Here is a 21,146-nt window from a genome sequence, read left to right on the forward strand (position 1 = left end):
TCGTGCAGAAGTATGTAACAGAAGCGCGTCAGTTGCTGGCACTCGCCCTGCCGGTAATTTTTGCGCAAGTCGCCCAGACGTCGATGGGCTTCGTCGATACCGTTATGGCCGGGGGCTACAGCGCCACGGACATGGCAGCCGTCGCAATTGGAACATCTATCTGGCTTCCCGCTATTTTATTCGGTCATGGCTTGCTGCTGGCGCTGACGCCAGTCATTGCTCAACTCAATGGTTCCGGGCGGCGCGAACGTATTGCGCATCAGGTAGGCCAGGGCTTCTGGCTGGCCGCGCTGGTCTCTGCAGCAATCATGCTGGTGCTGTGGAATGCCGGTCATATCATTCGTTCCATGCATAATATCGATCCACTGATGGCTGAAAAAGCCGTCGGCTTTTTACGTGCCCTCATGTGGGGCGTGCCGGGCTATCTTTTCTTTCAGGTGATGCGTAATCAGTGCGAAGGCCTTGCCCGTACCAAACCGGGCATGGTGGTGGGTTTTCTTGGTCTGCTGGTTAATATTCCGGTGAATTATGCCTTTATCTATGGCCGTTTTGGCATGCCTGAGCTGGGCGGCGTCGGCTGCGGTGTGGCAACCGCATCCGTGTACTGGGTGATGTTTTTCTGCATGCGCTCCTATGTTAAACGCGCCGGTTCGATGCGGGATATTCAGCAGAATCAGCACTTTCCCAGGCCAGACATCGAGGTGTTAAAACGCCTTACCCAACTGGGATTGCCTATTGCGCTGGCGCTGTTTTTTGAAGTCACGTTGTTCGCGGTGGTTGCCTTACTTGTCTCTCCGCTGGGCATTGTCGATGTGGCCGGGCATCAGATAGCGCTTAATTTCAGCTCGCTAATGTTCGTCTTACCCATGTCCCTTGCCGCCGCAGTCACGATCCGCGTGGGGTTTTGCCTGGGTCAGGGTTCGACAATCGATGCGCAAATCGCCGCACGCACCGGTATCATCGTCGGCGTGTGTATGGCAACGGTAACCGCAGTGTTTACCGTTATGCTGCGCGAGCAAATCGCCCTGCTCTACAATGATAATATCCAGGTTATTACCCTGGCTTCACATCTGATGTTACTGGCAGCCATCTACCAAATTTCCGATTCGATTCAGGTTATTGGCAGTGGCGTGCTACGCGGTTATAAAGACACCCGTTCGATCTTTTTTATCACCTTTACCGCCTACTGGGTGCTCGGGTTACCGTCCGGTTACATCCTGGCACTGACTGACTGGGTGGTGGAACCGATGGGGCCTGCCGGGTTCTGGTTTGGTTTTATTATTGGCCTGACCTGTGCGGCTATTTTGATGATGCTGCGTATGCGCTTTATACAGCGCCAGCCTTCGTCCTGGATCCTGCAGCGCGCAGCGCGCTAAGACAAGGGTAGCCGCGACAAAGCGGCTACTCTCTCCTGGTTGGTTAACACAATCTCCCCTTGGCCTGCTCTTACCACTTTCAGAATCTATGTTAAAACCGCGGCCGCTCACGTCGCGACGTGACCTGCAGAACATTCCATTATCAGAGCATCATGATTTGATTGTTTTTTGTACGAATTTCATCTGAGCATAACGGTAGTTTTGTCTGGCATAAACCTTAAAAAGGAATTTTCTATGCCAAAAGCACTCTCTCTTGAGCATAAATTTTTACCGTCAGACGCTTCTTCCCATCCTACCAACACCACCTATTTTTCCCCCCTGATAACAGAACTCGAATCCGTCAACGCGACAGCAGGTGTACGCTCCCGCCTGCTATGGATGCCCGGGCGCGCCTGCCAGTGGCTGGCGAACTGCCTGCGAGATAAAGCCCCCTCCCAGGAGAAACTGGAGTGGATTACAAAAGCACGCCAAAGCCGCAGCCTCGAAGCGGAACAGACCGCCTTTTTGCAGCAACAGGCGCAGGAAAATCACGCCAGGTCAGTATGTTCCGCGACAGGCATTGCGCTTGGCATTATCTCAGCCGCCGCCGTCACAGCCCTGGGCACAGCGCTGTTAATTCGCCGGGGAGACGGAAAACCCGGCCATGCGATGAGCGCGCAAGACTCACCAGACACAGCATTTGCGCAAACGGCTGCGCTGGTCGCTCCCGCCCAGGTGATGCAGCCATCTTCAGAACTGATTCCTGTGCTGAATGCCACGCGTAACGACGTAATTGCGCGCTTTCCGGGCATCAGGCCAGAAGCGGTTACGCAACTCATGCTCACGCCGCTGATTGCGATGCTCGGTGGCAGCATGCAAGGCCTGCCTGCGGATATTGCCAGGCAGAAATTATCCGTGCTGGTGAATGTGCTACTGTCAACGCTAACCACGCCGGAAAGCCTGTTATTGTATCGCCCGGATAAAAAGCCTGAAGCCAACATTGAGATCCTGAAGCGTTTTATCGCCTGGCAGGGTTATCCCTATGCGATTATCGGTTCGCAGGGTTTTCTTTTGCGTACGATGCCCGACGGTACGCCTTATGTTGTTGATAACGAAGGACGCTGCCGATTTATTCGCTTTAATCAGAAAGAGATGTGTTGGGAGTTTGTCCGTGAAACAGATAATCAGGGTTATTCAGAGCATAACCGGAAATGGGCGGCAAAGCGCAGCAGGTCGCTGACGGCACTGCCTGCGGGTGCGCGGATGATATTCGACAATACCGAGGATCTTATCACTATTATTTCACCGGGGATGCCGGATACCCCGGGACTCTTTATCGGCGGCCAATTTATACCTGTTATGGCAGAGGAGTATACCGGCAACGCAACGAAAAGCCCGAAACCGCTGGCGTATTCCGCATGCCATCCTGACGTGCGTCACCGGGTTATCATTCAAAGCAACTATGGGTGGTCTTTTGAGCGCCCAACAACAAGAATGGATGAGTCGCTAAAAAATCTGCTTGAAAACCGCGATCGCTGCAACAAAATAGCCCCTCGTGTTCCTGTCAGTAAAATACAAGCCGATAGCGGACTCAACAATGATAATCAGGGCAGAAAATTTCTGAAAAAGGGCGATGCATATTTCAATGTTGACTCGCTCTATGATCCTGAAACCCAAAAAGACTATCTTACATTAACTGATTACCCGGGTTCGCATATCGAATACAAGAAAGGCGTGATATTGCTCAGGCGTGCGGAAGATATGCTCTCTCCTCTTGAAAACATAAAAGTAAAAGCACAGCTTAGCTCAACCGCACCATTTATTATTGAACGCGCAGCGATCCACTACCTGCAATTAAATGGTTTCACCAGCTCAGCAAAAGCCATCAACGCGCTTCCTTTCCCCGGCCTGAGCAGAGGCCACGATCACAGCCTGATATTTAGCGTCAATGATGATAATTACGTGGTTCGCGAATATTCAGATAAGTTAATTCGGATAAAAAACGTTAATACGCCCTATCAGCACCAAAGCGATATTCTGTTATGGGCTGCAGGTGATACATTAGTACGTGTCAGATATGGTAATACTTCTCTTTTTTATACTAACCTTCCTTTTCAGTATCCCTCCGGGCAAGGGAAACTGCCTGTCGTTATAGAACTGGAAGTGAATCAAAAACTGCAGGATAATATCGCTAATAACTCAATCGCAGTAACACCTGACAAAGTCAATCTCATCGAAAAAAAGCGGTTTGCATTGCCAATATTGTGGTCTGATTCACGCAGCAGTTATGATTATTTTTATTATAATGGAAGATATTTTCCAGCAACGCTTATTGATGCCAAAGAGAGTGCGAACCCGGCAGGTATAGATTGCTTCACTGTGTATGCAAAAAGCAATTTTTACAGCAGGAACAGCGAGATAACAACACTTATTATTGACAAGAAAAAAGATCGCATTGAAATAAAATCGCTGCAAGGATACCTCGCTGAAAACATAAATATCAGTAAAGATGTGGCACAGCTATATATTAAAAAATTCCCATGGCGGCATAATAAAAACATTGCAATCGCTGAGCGAGCGGGAAGTATTAGCGGCGCACTGGAAAACTATTATGTCGCCCCTGCACCAACCACCAGAGTAAAAAAAACACAGTCTCCGGATGCCATCCTTGCTGCCAAAGCATTATATCCTCATCGCATCAATTCAGCACAATTAACTTTACACAAGCTATCTGACAATAAATTTTCGCGTTCGGACAACGAAAAGGCAATACAAGATACCGTACAAAACTCAGTTCGTTACCTTAAAGAGAAAATATTAACTTCTTTAGTACAAAATCTTTATTATGACTCCCCTTCATGGAAGGTAGTGAAATCATATCTCGATGAAGCCACAGGGATTCCGGGGGATGAGTTTCAGTCTGAGTTTGCCGTTTCATTACGTAAACGGCTGTGCAGAATTTATAATCAACTAAAAGAAAATGATATTTATCTGGTCGGCGGAAAAAATGTAGAATTAGTCAGGATGGAAAAAATACGCGGACCACTGGCGTATGTTTCGCCAGAGGACGGAAATACATATATCAACACACATAAAATAGACGCTAATGACAAAGCACAAATCAAACTGACCGCAGATCTTATTCAAAAAACAGCCAACACCACCGGGCTCGCCTATAATATTTTTAATACCCGCCAAAATAACGGTATGTATTTTCCAGTGAAGGATGCGCAGGCGTTAATGACGAGAAAATTAGCGCAGAGAAAAATATCACCGGAGCAGTTAAAAAATTTGCAGGCGGTAAGCAAGCGATATATGAAAAATAGCCCGGCATACAGCACGCTGGCAAGACAGTCGCTGACTCCGGATATAGCCGCCTATCTCACCCGGTTTGATCCCGCTTATCGGGCGCATCTGATGCTAAATTCAGATAACTTGCTGACCCAGCTTTCACTGGATACCTGGTACCTGTTGGCCTCGGCACGTAATAATGCAACAACAGATAGCTGGATTAACACTTATGCCTCGCTTCGTAGCATGCAGGCAAAGCATTCTAAATCCGACGAATTGAGCTCACCGTTGCATATCCATATTCCTCACCATCACGGCATCAAAACTGAACGGCGCAGACCTGAGAATAACCCTAAGCCAGGAGAGGAAAATAAACCAGAAAGTACCCGGAAAAAACCAGAAAGTGAACAGGGAGAAAATTCACAGCCGGAATCTGTTGAGAGTCGGGAAACGGAATATGAAGATTTGACTGATTCTGAGACAAGTCTTGAAACCGAATACGAAGAGCTGACGGATACCGATTCCGCAGAGAGCCAGGAAACAGAATATGAAGAATTAACCGACAGCGAATCCGTGCAGAGTCGGGAAACCGAATATGATGAGTTGACCGATACGGATGTAAGCTCAGAAACCGGGCGTGCAGATACGCCAGGCAGCGGATCGCTAAGCCGCTCAGATACACTCAGTTTGTCGATTCCCTCGCCCATCGTCGCACCGCTTCACCCTCTCGCTCCGCCGCCCATACCCAATACCCTTCCGGCCGAAATTGCTGGCGGACTAACGCTGGGCGCAGTGGGAATATACCTCGGAGCAGCAGCCCCCGAGGCCCCCGCCATAAATATCAGCCCTCCCCGCGGCAATGAGACCGTTACGACAAGCAGTCCAGCAAAGAGCGACGAGCCAATAACAGAGGTTATACCTCACGAAATACACCGAAAATTTTTCCGGCGACCGCAGGAGCAGACAAAAAATAGCGGACGCCCATACTTTCCCGACTCGCACGATGACGTTTTTCTTCCTGAGGAAAGAGTTGGCTCAGGAAGAGGGAAAGAGGGGAAGGTCCTTGTCCCTGGGCACGGTGAAGTGACATCTATCGTGATACCAGAACTGGAATGTCTGGGGGATAAAGATGTCTCATTTACTAAGGTTTTACGGTGGGCAGGGCAAACGCTTCAGTTCCCCGTGTCAAAAAATGCCGAAGCCTGGCAGGAAATTTACCATATTGATTACCTGGGCGGGGACTGTCCCACTCCGGAAGATGCCGAGTGGTTACAAACCATAACAGTCCCTATAGATGTGGCGATTAACACAGCATTATCATTCGCCAAACCCTTTGCACCAGTCACCGTTTTACAAAACCTGGTTGGCCCCTGGCTGGAATTTACCGCCGACGTCGCAGATGGTAAAAATCTGAAGGAAATAGGCGGAGAACAGCTTACAAACTTATTTTTGCAGACACTAGGTTATATGCGCGTTGATCTCGCCACGTTTAAAGGTCCTAAAACCCCCGCTTACTTATTGAAAAAAACATTTAGCTCGAAAGCCAATCCTTTTTATACAATATTCAAAAATATAAACGCTGGCAGAAGGTACATTAACATCAAAGGCAGAGAGTATCCATTTAAAACTACTTATGATGAAGTTCCAATATTTCACGATGACACAGGCAAAACAAATTTTATTAACTTCAACCCTCACAATGAAAAATGGGAGCTTATTAACCCGGACGGTATAAAAATAAAAAATGAAGCAAAAAAATATCAAGACATTCATAAAATTCGGCTTTCTGACATGGTTAAGAACAGAGATATAACAATGGATAATAATGGTATTTACACCATTCAGCTTGCTAACAATGAACAAATGACAGGTGTTTACACTGGCATGGATTTCATTCCAGCCACAGAATATAAAATTGGTAAAGATATTGTAGCCTATACGATAAATAATGATCGAACCGGTGGCATTGGGCGGTTACTTGTACAGGGGACATATGGCTGGAAATTTGAAAGAAAATCAGTTGAAATCGATGAACAACTCCAAATACTTCTCGACAGTAAATATGCTGGCAATGAGGCCGATCAGATAAAGTTCGGTCCGATACAGGATGAGGGATTAAGTTATGATGCTTATCATAATGCCTACATTAAATATAATCACGCTTATTACAATGTTGATACGAAAAACCCGAACACCGCGTCCGGGGAAGTGACCCTCCCCGAATATGAAGACGCTGTTATAAAATTTGAAAATAATCGATTTACGCTGGTCAGACATGAAGATACTTTGTTTGCATCAAAAATGTTATCGATTGCCGATAAAGAAAAGCCTTTTTATATGGAGAAAGGCGGCTGGGAATTTCTTGATACCTACGGTAAAGAAGTCAGTCACTCGTTACCCGATCATGTTGGTCCAGGGCTTTATAGCGATCTGGCGAGGAAAAATACCGTTTTTGCCCTTAATGGGCATTATTTTACTGTCAGCAGATACTCCACTGATGAAATGAACATCATGACCTATGGCGGGAAGTCGACGATAGATTACTGGTACGATAATGATACATGGCTCAGAATACGTTCTGAGCCGGAGGAGCCTGCTTTCGATTTTGAGGAACTCGCGTTTTGCCGCCGTGCCAGAGCACCAGGTAGAGGGGCATGCTCAGGCATTATTATGGAGGCAGGTCTAAGAAGGCACCTTGAACGGCAGTTAGAGGAAGAAATGAGCAGCGATCGTGTTCCTCCGGCCGCAAAATTACACGCGGTAAGGTATGACGACATCCCCTATTTATATCAGGACCTGGAAACGAATCAGTTTTATTTCAACCATGATAATGAGTATTTCAATGCTGAGATTATTGAAGCAAGCAATAAGATGGAAAACCCGACAGGTTTCCCTTGTCTAAAACTGACAGGGCGAAGCGACTTTAATAACATGGAGAAAAAAATTGCCACTATTGTTATAACGCGGATTGATGGCAGAATAAAAATTGTTGATCTGCCGACATTTATTGCTGAAAAGCTAAATATTAGTAAAGAGGAAGCGAGTCTTTATCTAAAGAAACGACCTTTCAGGAAGCTCTCTTATATCAATGACCTTGAACAGTTAAGTACGGATTTGGCGCAGTCAGATGAATTATATGTTTCGCAACCTCCCCCTGTAAGTGAAGCCGCCAGTAGAAAATTCAACAGCGCCACTTTAAGGCGCGCCGCAGCACAAGCCTTGTTCCCGGAGCATATCATCCGTGACCAGAAATACAGGATCGCAATTTATGACAGTAAAGAATTAACATCGCGCCACTCAGACTATATTAGAGAGGGTATAGAGTCTGCCAACCGAAAAATTGATTATCTGAAAGAAGTTATGTTACCACGGGTTATAGATTCGCTTAATCCGGAAAGTCATGATCATCCCATTGTTGAAGATTATCTGATTCAAGCACTGAAAAAAGACTCACCTAATTTTTTAGCTGATATTGAAAATTCAGTCTCCTCACGTCTAAAGATGGTACAGGAGGATTTAAACAGACGTAGTTTTAAACTATTATCTGTCTTTGATCTCACCGACAGTACAAATCCGAGGTATGTAAGGGCTCTGGGCAATTTAATTTATATCCATCCTGATGAGCCTCATCATATGTATATTAATCTGGATTTAACAGATGTAGGTAATAACGCAAATGAAGTCGCGCTCAAGGAACTCACGGGCGCCATTCTTGCGGAGTCGCTGCGTTCGACAAAAGCTGCTACGATTGCCTGGGAGCTACCAAGAGACGAGGGGATTTTTATCAATATCAATGACGCATGGACCTTTTTAAAAGATAAAATTCGACTGGCTCGAAGAAATGAAGCTCTCAGCCATCGTTTACATGAAACCATTGCGGAATATGTACGCAAATCTCCTTTATATCAACATTATCAGGACAAACTTGCGGACATCTCAGTAGACTCGCGAACATTTGATTATTTAGTCGATACCGATCCTGGGATCAGAGCGCAAATCATGCTTAACTCGGAAGAGTTTATGACGTTAATCACCCAGGACCTGCATTATCTAACCTCCATCAGCGACCATGATTCGTCAATCCTTCATCCCTGGGTCAGAAGATACGGACAGCGGCGCGGCGTGATGAGCGCCCAGGAAGATAAAGCGGAAATGACAGATTTTATCATCTCTCCGGATGATGAAACCCCGTCTCTCCACACAAAACGGGTCACGGCTTCGCTTTTACAGGACATTCCTGGTTACAGGAATATATTCAAAACTCCGGATGACAGAATCTTATTAAGAAAAGGGCATGCTTTTTACTCAGCAGAATTCCTTGGCAAAACTGATAAATTAATAGTGTTAGGTGAGCCGGAAAACATCCAGCAAGTCTACTATTACGATCCACGCTCGGGAAACATTAAACCTATTCGTGAACCTTATTCACGAATCAATATATTGAAATACTGCAGGGAAGCCGATCTGTATGAAAGTATATCACCGGGGTTTGATTTTTCGGAAGTGTTACGGTTTGATGAAAGCCTTGGCAAATTAGTACCGACCGGGGCCACCCACCTGGCTCGTCTGCCAGGTAAGGTCGTGCGTATTGAGTACCCCTCATTTAATTTATACCACCCGCAAGGCGCTTCGCATGATATCTTTATTTTAGGACATGGACAAAACTTAGCGGGAAAAAGTAAACTCCCCGACAATATTTATGTCACCTGGTATACAGCAAAAGGCCAGGCTTTATTCCCTTACAAAGGAAACGCAGATGATTTCCTGAGCGGAAAGCTTTTTCCGGCAGAAGCGTACGCGCCGGGTGAGGAGGTAGATGATTATGCCATCACGGCTTTTGAGGACGCCAAAATCAATCATTACCACATGGCTAAGCAGTATAACAAAAACATAGTGCAGCTATTTCCATCCTCTACACACTCATCGGACTTAATTGAATCAATAGCCAAATTGTACCCTGAAGGCGAGGTGGATCTTCATTATTATACCTGTCGCACACCTGACAAAAACCCGATATCCCCCTCTGATCCGGTGGTTGCCGATCCCCAAATAAGCGACACGCAGAGAAAATTTTGCACCAGGCAACCCACTGCTCGCTGGACATTTGATCAGCAAGTAGAAGCCTATCCGCTCAAAGCCGACCAAAAGTTGAGAAATTTTTTACCACTCGGTGAAGTGACGTCCTACTTCCATTTTGATACCGTTGAAAAGTTAATTCGCCAGTCGATTGAACACTATTATTACCACCAACCTTACGATATTTTTTATGGTCTTGAGGCTGGCCCACAAGCCAGTATGCATGCACCTGGTTATATTAACAAACCCCGCGCACAGTTAATCACTAATATATGGAAAGCGAAAACCAGCATCAATAAAGCCTTATCAAAAATTAATAATAAGACTTATAACACACGAATCCGTGATTATCTATCGTATGCTTTTGATACAACTAATGATGAAGTGTTAAAGGAAGTCACTGAACGCCTGAGGCTAATGATTAGACGTGTTCATGATTTCCTTGATGAATCTGGCGATATGGATTACTCGAACTTTGCAATTGTTTCTACCCGCCAAACAGCCGATGAACATATCCCCGGCATCTGGCACAGCACTATTGATAATAAGCACTATCGCTCAACGCTCCCGTCAGCATTCGTTATGCCCGGTGATGCGTACAGGCGGGTTTTCATACTTAATGACAGTTATTTTCCACTCACTTCAAAGGAGGCTGGCGTTGATTATAAAGATATGAATCAGGAACATATGATACTCCATGAAACGTCGCATATCGTAGGCGAAACACTGGACATTCAATATGTTAAATTAGTACCGGAAGATTTTGCCAATAAAGAATTTAATATTGTTGATGCTCAACGCGGACTCAAGTATATAAATCGGCTCCTGACCAGGGAGGATATTAGAACTAACGCATTGTGGAGAGAATTTTTGCCGATAATGAAAAAATATTATAAATTTGAAAAAACGCCTGATGACTTTACCATCAGAAAAATGTTCCATGATGATCCCATGTTGAAGGCAAACCTAATTACAAGCAATGCTGATAGTTTTGCCATTTTTGTAAAACACCTCGCCAATCTTGAAATTTCTGACAGAAGGAAAAGAGAAAACAGTGATCCAATCAGCGAAGCGGATTACAAACATCTGGCGCTCTTTTTCTCCTTAGTACAGGGCCATAATATCCATAATATAGAGTAGCCACCTTTCCTATCCAGGGCGATGAAGTCTCGCCCTGGATAGGTGTTTGCATAATGTTTAGAATTAATTTTATCGTTATATAAGGCATTTATTGTGCTCAAAATAAATCCAGCCTAATAAATCCTTTGCCTGTTATTTTTCCAGGATCTTGTTGACAGCACTTAACCTTTTTGTTTGCGTCTCTCTGCAGCGGGCGATTATTCTCTGCCTATTATTCCTTGTGGTATAAATTCTGTTGATAAAGCATCTGACACATATTTCCTCCAACTGCATCTCACTTTCAGAATCTATATATATGCCTGTGTTGCTTCCCACCGCAACAGGTCCCTGCAGAAAACGATCGGTTTCACCTCTCTCACCCGATTGTTTTTTATATGATGATCGCTTACGCATGGCGGTATTTTTGTCTGGCGTAAACCATAAAAAGGAATTTTCCATGCCAGAAGCTCTCATCCCCGGATATAAATTTTTATCGTCTGACGTTTCCTCTCAACCCGCAAACAATCATTACTCCTCCCCGGTGTTAGCTGGACTTGAATCCGTGAGCGCCACACCGGGTCTGCGCAGCCGTCTCCTGTGGATGCCGAAGCGTGCCTGTCAGTGGCTAAGCCATCGTCTCACCCGGGAGCCTCCTTCAGCGAAAATAGAGCGTCGCGACCTCGAAGCAGAGCAGACCGCTTTTTTGGCGCAACAAACACAGGAGGCCGCCCCAACCGGGTGCTCTGCTATCGGCATTGCACTTGGCGTCATCTCCGTTGCCGCTTGCGGCACATTAGGCGCAGCACTGTATAGCCGCTGGAGTTGTGAGAATGAAAACAGCGCGCTCAGCCCTAATCCGGATGCGACGGGAGTGCGGGAGTCAATACTTCCCGAGGCGGCCGCACTTGCAGGTTTCAGTCACGCCGGACTTTCGCCATCCGCCCTGTCACCGGTATTAAATGACGCGCGTGACGGCATCGTGACACGCTTTCCGGGAATCAGGCAGGAGGCGGTGGCAAACCTTATGATCGCACCGCTTTTGACGATGCTGAGTGAAAGCATGCATGGCCAGCCTCTGGATATCACACAGCAACAACAGCTATCTCACCTGATGACTATGTTGCTCTCCACACTAACGACGCCAGAAACCCTGCTGCTGTACCGTCAGGAAAAGGCGCTTGTAGACGGTATCGACATCCTGCGTCGTTTTATCGCCCATGCTGGTTACCTGTATGTTCGCCTCGGTTCACAGGATTTTCTGCTGCGGACGATGCCTGATGGCACACCCTATATTGTCGATAACCAGGGGCGATGCCGCTTTATACGTTATAACCAGATAAAAATGGGCTGGGAATATGTCCGCGAGGCGGATAATGTGGGTTATTCAGAACATAATCAGAAATGGTCAGAAAAAACGGGCAGGTCGCTGGGAAAATTACCTTCCGGATCACGAGTAATATTTGATAATACCAGAGAAGTGGTCAATATTACCGCGCCGGGGAAACCTGATAGCCGGGGACTCTTTGTCAGCGGTCATTTTATACCCATCGGCGCAGCAGGCTATACCGGTAAAGTGATAAAGACCGTCACCCCTCAGATATATTCCGTATGCCATCCTGCCGTACGTTACCGGACACTTCTGTATAGTGATTATGGCTGGAATTTTGAGCGTGCGACGGCAAAAATGGATACCCCCCTTAGACGCCTTCTGGAGACTAATGAACGTTGCATTAAAATAGCACCGAGGTTCCCCGTCGATAAAATAAGTGAAACTGACGGGCTGGTCACAGATGAGCAGGGGGTGAAATTCCTGAAAAAAGGGGATATGTACTTCAATGTAGAATATATTTATGATCCGCAGACGCAGAAAAATTATCTGACATTAACCGATTATCCTGGTTCCTTCGTTGAGTATAAAATGGGTGCAATGTTACTGAAGCATGCCGAGGATATAATTTCTCCGCTCGAAAACGTAAAAGTAAAGGCCCAGCTTTCTTCTGTTGCACCTTTTATTATCGAGCGTGATACGGTACGTTATCTGCATTTGTATGGCTTTACCAGCTCCGCTAAGCCCGTTAATCCACTCCCCTTTCCGGGTTTAAGCCGAGGGCACGATCACAGCCTGATATTTAGTGTTAATGAGAATAATTATGACGTTCGTGAATACTCAGACAAACTCATTCGCATCAAACACGTCGACACTCCCTTCCTGCGCCAGAATGATATTCTGTTATGGGCAGCAGGTGATACAGTATTGCGCGTCAGGCAGAGTAATGCATCCATAACTTATACTCCCCTTCCCTTTCATTATCCCACCGGTTCAGGAAATCTGCCGGTCGTGACGGAAACACAATTACACCAACAATTGCAGGTAAAAATCACTAATAACGACGCTTTCACTCTTCCTGATAAGGCAGAACTTATCGAGAAAAAACGCTTCGCATTACCTGTGCTGTGGTTTGATTCGCGCAGTAAAAATGATTATTTTTATTATAATTACAGGTATTTTCAAGCTGTGATAATCGATGCAAAAGACCGCGCTAATCCGGCCGGGGTCGATTGTCTGGCTGTATATGATAAAGGTGATTTTTTTGCTAAAAACAGATATATCGATACACTTGTTATCGATAAAAATAACCATCGTATTGAAATTAAATCGCTTAAAAGCTACCTGGCAGAAAATACACACGTCAGCAAAGATGTGGCTGCATTATATATAGAGAAATTCCCCTGGCGGCATCTCAAAAGCATCGAGCAAGCAGATGAAGCAACACGGATTACCGGAGCGCTGGAAAATCATTATATCGCCCCCATACCCGCTGCCAGAGTGAGTAAGCCTCGCGCCCCGGATGCCCAGCTTGCTGCCAGAGCGCTCTATCCTCACCGTATTGATGGCTCACAATTAACTTTATATAAAATTTCTAATAATAATATTGTACGCTCACCCGATGAAAAGGCGTTGCAGCACACTATACAGGGTACAATTGGCTACCTGAAAGAGAAGATATTAACATCGCTGGTGCAAAATCTTTATTTTGACGCCCCCGCCTGGGGAACAGTGAAAACTTACCTTGATGAAGCCACAGGTCTTTCAGGTAATGAGTTCCAGTCAGAATTTGCGGTTTCCCTGCGTAAACGGTTGTACAGAATATATAAACGATTGCAGGAAGATAATATCTATCTTGTGGGCGGCAATCATGTGCAACTGAGCGAAGCGGAAAAGTTGCGTGGTCCGGTCGCTTTTATTTCTCCGGATGACGGAAATACGTATATCAGCACGCATAAAATTAATCCTGATGACAAAGCGCAACTGAAACTGACTTCTTCGCTTATTGAGAAAACCGCTAACGCCACCGGCCTGGCTAGTCCAATTATTAATACCAGGCTGAATAACGGCATATATCTGCCGATCAAAGATGCGCAGGTGTTAATGGCGGGAAACCTGGCGCAAAGAAAGCTCTCCCGGGAGCAGCTAAAAAACTTACAGGCCGTCAGCAAGCGGTATCTGAAACACAGCCCGGCGTACAAGCGGGTCGCGGCTCAGGTGCTGACACCCGAAATTGCGGCCTTCCTGACCCGGTTTGACCCGGCCTTCCGCGCACATCTGATGCTTAATTCAGACAGTCTACTGACCCAGCTTTCGCTCGATATCTGGTACCTGCTGGCCCGGGCGCGCAATATCTCCGGTGATGCGTGGGTTGACGCCTATGCCTCACAACACGCCGCCGGGAAAGCGACCCGTTCAAAACCGAAACACTCTGACCTGTTGCATCTGCATTTTCCTCATCGCGACCGGGGGAAATTAAACCGACGTGAGCCTGAAAATACTCCTGGCGCAGATAAAGAAAAACAACCTGCAGAATCGCCTGAAAGCAACAAATATTCCCCACGCAGACACTCAGGTGGCTCAGAGGAAAACTCCGGGAGAGATTCGGTTTCTGACCGCGAAACCGAATATGAAGATTTGACCGACTCAGGTTCAGAAACAAGTCTTGAAACAGAATATGAAGAATTAACCGATACCGATTCCGCACAAAGTCAGGAAACCGAGTATGAAGATTTGACCGATTCAGAATCTGTGCACAGCCGGGAAACTGAATATGAAGACTTATCCAGTTCTGCTGAAAACACAGAAACCGGACGCGAAGGAGGTTCTGACACTCATTCAGGCTCAATAAGTCGTTCGGATACATTAAGTCTGGACATATCACCGGTTCTCCTCACGCCAGTCCTGCCTCCTCCAGCTGTTCCACCGCTCCACCCTGTTATACCGCCTTCCATTCCAAACTCCCTCCCAGCTCAAATTGTGGCCGGAGCGGCTTTAGGGGCAACGGGACTCTATATCGGAGCCGCAGCGCCGGAGCCGCCGGTTATCAGAATGCCGTTACACAATACTACCGGCGACAGTACAAGTACAACGGCGGCCAGATCACCACAGAGCCAGTCCACAACAGAGCATTCCACCGCCGCAGTGATGCCGTATAAGCCACACCGTAAATTCTTTAGGGAACCACAACAGCAATCGAAAAACAGTAAAGGCCCCTTCTTTCCCGATTCGCGGGATGATGTCTTTCTGTCCCCGGAGGATCGGATGGGGTCAGGGCGAGGAAGAGAATCAAGGGTGTTCGTCCCGGGGCACGGTATGGTGACAGCGATAGAATTACCCGAACTTGCATGCCTCGGCGAGAAGGAGGTTTCGATTTCACAAATTCTGCGATGGGCAGGAGAAGCATTGCAGTCACCACTGACAAAAAATCTCGAAGCGTGGCAGGAACTTTATCACATTGATATCAAGGGCATGGATTGCCCGTCTGACAAACATGTTGAAACGTTGCGAAATTTAGCTGGCCCTGTTGATATGGCAATCAACACCGCTATGTCTTTTTCTAAAATATTTCTGCCCGTTGTCATATTACAAAACATGGTCGGCCCCGCACTAATATTAGCCGCCGAAATTATTGAAAGCAGAAAAAATAAAGGCGAAAGCGTGCCTGTTCTTATCGATGTTTTTCAACAAACATTAGAACTTATGCGCGTAGAACTTCCCACCCTGAAAGGCCCGGAACTCACCCTCCCCAAACAAGTGACCGTAAAAAAACCTTCCCCTTTCGAGAAACGTTTCGTCTATACCCGAGGTGGTAAGGTCTATATCAATGTGGCAAATAAAGAGTACCCTCTTGAAACGACCTATGATGAAGTTCCTATTGTTAAGGATGAAAAAGGAAATACGCGGATAATTAGTTATAATCATCTAAACGAGAAATGGGACTTTAGCCATGCAGAGGGGAAACATATTAAATCCGAAGAGCAAAAAAACTTGAAAATCCATAAAATATCGCTTTCAGAAATGGTCCGGGATGTAGATATTACAGTGGATGAGGATGATGTTTATACGATTAAATTACCTGACAATAACGAAATTACCGGCGTTTATATGGGTATAAACTTTATTCCATCGAGAAAAATAAAAATTGGCAAAGATATTGTGGTTTATACTGCCGGTAATACCAACCCTGAACAGCAAATGCGGTTGCTGGTGCGGGACGAGTATGGCTGGAAATTTGAGCGCAAATCCGTAGCGACTGATGACTACCTTAAGATATTGCTTGAGCAAAAAGATGCGGGTTATGAAGCAGAACAAATTCAACCCGGTCCTATAAAGGATGACGGATTGAGTTATGATAGTTATGGCAACGCTTATATGAAACATAACTACGCTTATTATCGGGTTGATAAGCATAATCCTACCGCAGGGTCAGGTGAAATAACCTTGCCCGATTACGATGACGCGGCAATTAAATTAAAGAACAATTATTTTACCTTGCAAAAGCATGAGTATTCGCTTTTTACCTCCAGAATAAAAAAGATTAATGATAACGAAAAACCTTTTTTTATAGAAGAGAGTGGTCAGCAGTTTCTGGATGCTTATGGCAGAGAAGTGAACCAACGATTACATGATCGAATTGGGCCTGGCCTTTATTCTGACTTGGCCAGAGTCAATACAATTTTTGCACTCGACAAGCGGTACTTTAAAGTTAACTATTATACATCTGATGAGATAAATTTAATTTCATTTGGCGGAAAGTCGAGAATAAAATTCTGGCTGGATGATGACACCTGGCTTCGTGTCAGGGATGAGCCTGAAGAACCTTTATTTGATTATGAAGAATTAACACTCTGCCGCAGGGCAAGGGCTCCAGGCGGTGGATGTCAGGGGGTGGTCATTGAGAAGGGGCTGGAGAAAAGGCTTCAGCGCCATGTCCAGGAGGGAATGACCAGTGATCGTGTTCCGGCATACGATAAACTCCGTCTTGTACGGCAAAATGAGATACCGTGGTTATATCAGGATAGTGACACTAACCGATATTATTTCCAGTACGCAGATGATTTTTTTAATGCCGAGATTATTGAATCAAGTAATAAAATCGATAACCCAACAAGGTTTCCTTGCTTAAAACTTTCCGGACGCAGCGACTTTCATCACCTGGAAAAAAATATTGCCACCATTGTTATTCAACACGTTGACGACAAAATCAAAATAGTCGATCTTTCAACGTTCATATCCGAAAATCTCAATATAAGTAGTGAAGAAGCCATTCTTTACCTTAAGAAACGCCCGTTTAATAAACTACCCTATATTAAAGATCTGGAGGAGTTGACCACAACTTTGCAACAATCTGACGATTTGTATGTTTCACTGCCACCCGACTATATTGAAGTACCGAATACAGGACGCACTTTTGGTGCAATAAGGTGGGCAGCACAGAAAGCCCTGTTCCCGGAACATATACTCAGAAATGACAAATATCGCATTGATATTTTCAATGTTAAAGAGATGCCTTTTCGCTATAGTCCTTATATAAAAGATGGTATCCAGGCTGCTAACCGAAAAATTGATTATTTAAAAGATGTTCTTTTGCCTGGCGTCATCGATTCTCTTAATTCGGGTAATCATGATCACCCTATCGTAGAGGATTATTTAATCGAAGCATTCAGAAAAGATACGCCCAACTTCCTTAGTGATGTTGAGCGATCGTTAAGTGCGCGCCTGAAAATTGTGCATGAAGAGCTGAACAAGCGTGAAGTTAAAGCCATGGCTGTTATATCTCATCCCGAGAACACAAATCCTATATATGATAAAGCTTCTGGTAATTTAGTTTTTATACATCCCGAAGATCCCAGTAATATATACATAAACCTCGACTTGACTGACACGGGTGATAATGCGAACACCATGCTAATCAAAGAACTTACCGGAGCCATTCTCGCCGAGACGTTACGTGCAACAAAAGCAACCACACTCTCTTTTGACCTTCCCAGAAACGATGGTGTTTATATAAATATAGAAAATGCTTATCAATATTTACAAAATAAAATGCGCTATGTCGGTAGAAGTCAAGGAATGAATTCTCAACTCTATGAATCAATTTCTGATTATGTGCGTAACTCTCCTTTATATACCCCATATCTGGATAAACTGGCAGATATATCAATGGACTGGAAAACGTTTTGTTACTTACTAAACTACGATCCCGGGATCAGAGCGCAGGTTGCACTTAATTCTGAAGATTTTTTAACATTAATCACCCAGGATCTTTATTACCTAACCTCTACTAGCGAACGTGATACGTCCATACTTCATCCATGGGTCAGACGATATGGTGAACGCCGTGGAGTTATAGATGTTCTGGAAAACAGTTTAACGCGTACAGATCTCATTATCTCACCCGATAATGAAATTGAACTTCTTACCACTTCTGATATAGAAAATTTATTACCTGCCAGCATTCCGGATTACAAAAATTTATATAGAACAGTAGCTAATAAGTTCTATTATAAAAGCGGAGATAACTACTATGCCGCAGAGTTTTTCGGTAACAATGACAAACTGATCGCACTGGGCGAACAAAGTGATATTCGCCAGGTCTACTATTATGATCCCCGATCCGGTCAGATCGCTCCTGTCCGCAAACCCCACTCTCGCGTGACTGTACTAAAATATTGTAGGGAAGCGGACCTTTATGAAAGTACAGCTCCAGGGTTCGATTTTTCTGAAGTGTTAAAATTTGATGAAAGGCAAGGTAAGCTCATACCTATTGGCGCGACACGGCTGTCGAGTCTACCCGGTAAAGTTACACGCATTGAATACCCTTCATTTAATTTATATCACCCGCAAAACGCACCGCATGACATTTATATATTTGGTCATGGGAAAAGCTTGTCGAGTAAGAGTAAACTTCCGGGCAATATTTATGTCACCTTTTATGCCGCAGAAGGACAGGCGTTATATCCCTATAGAGGAAACGCTGACGATTTTTTAACCGGAAAAATCATGCCCACGGAAGAAATTGCAGCTGGCGAAGAAATGAGTAATTATATAATCACTTCTTTTTCAGGCGCTGAAGTCAATCATTACCACCTTGCAAAACGCTACAACAAAAATGTTATTCAACTCTTTTCTTCATCTGCACATTCAACTGATCTGGTAGAAGCGGCATCCAAAATATACCAGGAGGGCGAAATAGACCTTCATTTTTACACATGTCGTACGGAAAAAGAAAGTCCAACATTGTTCCCCGATGAATTATCCGTAGATCTCGCTTCGAACGAACCAGGCCGCTATTACTGTACGGAACAGCCCTCTGCTCGCTGGACATTCGATCAGCAGATTGAGGGAGAAGCATTGAAGTCCGACCACTCTCTTCAGGGTTTCTTGCCCCTTGCGGAAACAAACTCATATTTCCACTTTGAGACAATTGAAAATTTAATAAAACAATCGTTATCATTTTATTTTCACGATCAACCTTACGATATTTTTTATGGTCTTGCCACAAGCGAAGATGCCGCGTTACGTGCACCTGCATATATAACAAAAACGCGTATCCAGCTTCTTGAAAACATAGATAAAGCAAGATCCAGCCTCAATAAGGCTCTTGCCAAACTCAATAATAAAAACTACAAAAAAACAATTCGTGACTATTTATCTTATGCTTTCGATATAAATAATGAAGACGTATTAAATAAAACTGCCGGACGGTTGAAACTGCTTATGGCACGCGTGAACGATTTCCTCGGTGATTCTATCGACATGGGTTATTCTAATTTCGCCATTGTTTCCACCCGGCAACAATCAGACCCTGACATTCCTGGACTCTACCACAGTTTAATTACTAACAAGAATTACCTTGCAACTTTACCTTCTGCATTTGTCATGCCTGGTGATGCTTACCGACGGGTTTTTGTGATGAATGACAGTTATCTACCGGGTAGCCCGGGTGAGGAACATATTGATTACAAAGAAATGCGGCAGGAACATATGATTCTTCACGAAGCTTCGCATATTGCTGCCAGCACGCTTGATATCAATTACGTTAAATTGTTCAAAAGTGATTTTGCGAATAACGAATTTAACGTCGCTGATGCACAGCGCGGGCTTCAGCAAATTAACCAACTGCTCGATGAGGGCAATATAGTAGACAACCCCTTGTGGAGAGATTTTTTACCACTGATTGATAAATATTATAAGCCGGGAATATCGCTGGATGAAACCAGCGTGAGAAATTTAATCCAGAATGACCCTATGCTGAAGGCAAATCTTATTACGGCAAATGCCGATAGTTTTCCCATTTTCGTTAAACATATCGCCAATCTTGAACTTGCTGGCCGGAGAAAAAGAGAAACCAATGATCCCACCAGCGATGCTGATGACAAACACCTGGCGCTCTTTTTCACGTTAGCTCGTGATCACTATACCCATATTATAGAGTAGTCACCTTTATACCCAGGGCGAGGTACTCTCGCCCTGCTTTGCTGTTTGCAAAAAGCTTTACAGGTTTACTGTTTATGCCAAACGTTTAATTGCACAGAAAATAAACGCGGCCTTAAAAGCTTTTGCAGTACAAAATAATGCCGGTCATTAAGTAACCCGTAATCTCCTGTTAAAAATAGCGACAACCTGAAATGACATGCCATTTGTTTAAAATTTATTCTTTCACTTCATCACCTTGACCATTCTTGCATAAATGTTCCGCAATTGAGTGGTTCCGGGAAGAATTTTGCCATTTTCTACTTGCCACATCCCAAACCTGCCGCTAATATTCGTCCCCGTTGTCACCCACAACATTGCGTTCATAGCTCAGTTGGTTAGAGCACCACCTTGACATGGTGGGGGTCGTTGGTTCGAGTCCAATTGAACGCACCATTCCTTATCAGTGCGTCCGTAGCTCAGTTGGTTAGAGCACCACCTTGACATGGTGGGGGTCGATGGTTCGAGTCCATTCGGACGCACCATTCCAGTTTTTATCT

The 21,146-nt window shown here is 45.0% G+C and carries 3 protein-coding genes and 2 tRNA genes; all 5 read left to right on the plus strand.

Translation table 11 applies throughout. From position 1 onward, the window contains the following. The first annotated feature begins 2 nt into the window (after positions 1-2). The 5 genes from mdtK to ACTU3N_RS21605 all read left to right on the plus strand — a co-directional run bounded on the left by mdtK (position 3) and on the right by ACTU3N_RS21605 (position 21,131). Complete coding sequence (mdtK, locus tag ACTU3N_RS21585) at positions 3-1,376, plus strand: MdtK family multidrug efflux MATE transporter (protein WP_443088181.1); 1,374 nt, start codon at positions 3-5, stop codon at positions 1,374-1,376. Positions 1,377-1,610: 234 nt separating this feature from the next. Continuing rightward, entirely contained in the window at positions 1,611-10,862 is a 9,252-nt protein-coding gene (locus tag ACTU3N_RS21590; RefSeq protein WP_443088182.1) for a putative adhesin, read from the plus strand. Positions 10,863-11,298: 436 nt separating this feature from the next. After that, positions 11,299-20,610, plus strand: coding sequence for a putative adhesin (locus tag ACTU3N_RS21595; protein ID WP_443088183.1), 9,312 nt, complete (start codon positions 11,299-11,301; stop codon positions 20,608-20,610). Positions 20,611-20,965: 355 nt separating this feature from the next. Further along, positions 20,966-21,042, plus strand: a tRNA-Val gene (locus tag ACTU3N_RS21600). Between the two features lie 12 nt (positions 21,043-21,054). Continuing rightward, positions 21,055-21,131, plus strand: a tRNA-Val gene (locus tag ACTU3N_RS21605). The last annotated feature ends 15 nt before the right edge of the window (positions 21,132-21,146 follow it).

It is taken from the genome of Vagococcus sp. WN89Y (genome assembly GCF_052220145.1).
Lineage (GTDB): Bacteria > Pseudomonadota > Gammaproteobacteria > Enterobacterales > Enterobacteriaceae > Kosakonia.